The sequence below is a fragment of the Candidatus Chloroploca asiatica genome (genome assembly GCF_002532075.1).
Taxonomy (GTDB): Bacteria; Chloroflexota; Chloroflexia; order Chloroflexales; family Chloroflexaceae; genus Chloroploca; species Chloroploca asiatica.
The window spans coordinates 1-988 of sequence record NZ_LYXE01000056.1; the positions used below are offsets into that span (position 1 = coordinate 1).

Genomic DNA, 988 nt, shown 5'->3' on the forward strand with positions numbered 1-988 from the left:
CCGCGAGGCCATTTTCACCCGCGTCTTGCAGGCCATTGCCGTTGGTATCCAACCAGACCCGGTCGCCGATGGTGGCGGGCCGGTAGACCCCGGCATCCCAGGTGTCGTCATACTCACCTGAGACGAGGAAGGTGCCGCTCATGACGCCGGTACTTGGGTTGGCGTCGGAGTCGGTGGCGTTGGTGCCGCGTCCGGTGACGGTGAAGCGATAGCCTTCGGGCAGGGTCGCCGTGACCGTGTAGATGCCCGGGGCCAGGTTCGTAAAGCTGTAGAAGCCACTCGCATTGGTGGTGGTGGTGCTCACTACGTCGGTGCCCGTGCCGGTCACGCCGGTGAGGCTCAGGCTGACGCCATTGAGTCCGGTTGCGCCGTCGTTCTGGATGCCGTCGGCGTTGGTATCGTCCCAGACAAAATTGCCGATGCTGGCCGGCCGGTAGAGCCCCGCGTCCCAGGTGAGGTCAACCTGCCCCGAGGTGATGTCGGTCCTCGCCATCACGCCGGTGGTGGGATCAGCGTCGCTGTCTTCGTCATCGCCACCCTCATTCTGCGCGGTGATGCGATACCCGGTGGGGGCCGTGACGGTCACGGTGTAGGTGCCCGGAACCAGGTTGGTAAAGGTGTAGATGCCGCTCGCGTCGGTGGTGGTCGTCAGCGTGACGGTTGCGCCGGCACCGGTCTCGCCGTTGAGGTCGAGCCTGACATTCGGCACGCCCGGCTCGCCCGCGTCTTGCACGCCATCGCCATCCAGGTCGTCCCAGACCCGGTCGCCGAGCGTGCCCAATTGATAGAGCCCGGCGTCCCAGGTGAAGTCGTCCACGCCGCTGAGCAGGGTAATGTCGTCGGTGGTGCTGGTGAGGCCCGCCCCGGCGGTCACGTCGCTATCAAGCGCATCGTCACTGCCGGCATTCTGCACACTAAAGCGGTCGTAGCCATCAGGCCGGGTGACGGTGACGCGATAGAGCCCAGGCAGCAGGTCGGTGAAGGTGTA

The 988-nt window shown here is 65.6% G+C and carries 1 protein-coding gene; it reads right to left on the bottom strand.

Translation table 11 applies throughout. The annotated features are described in order from the left end of the window. Positions 1-988 (bottom strand): SdrD B-like domain-containing protein (locus tag A9Q02_RS04935; RefSeq protein ID WP_245860357.1); only part of this gene is annotated, 988 nt, incomplete at both ends.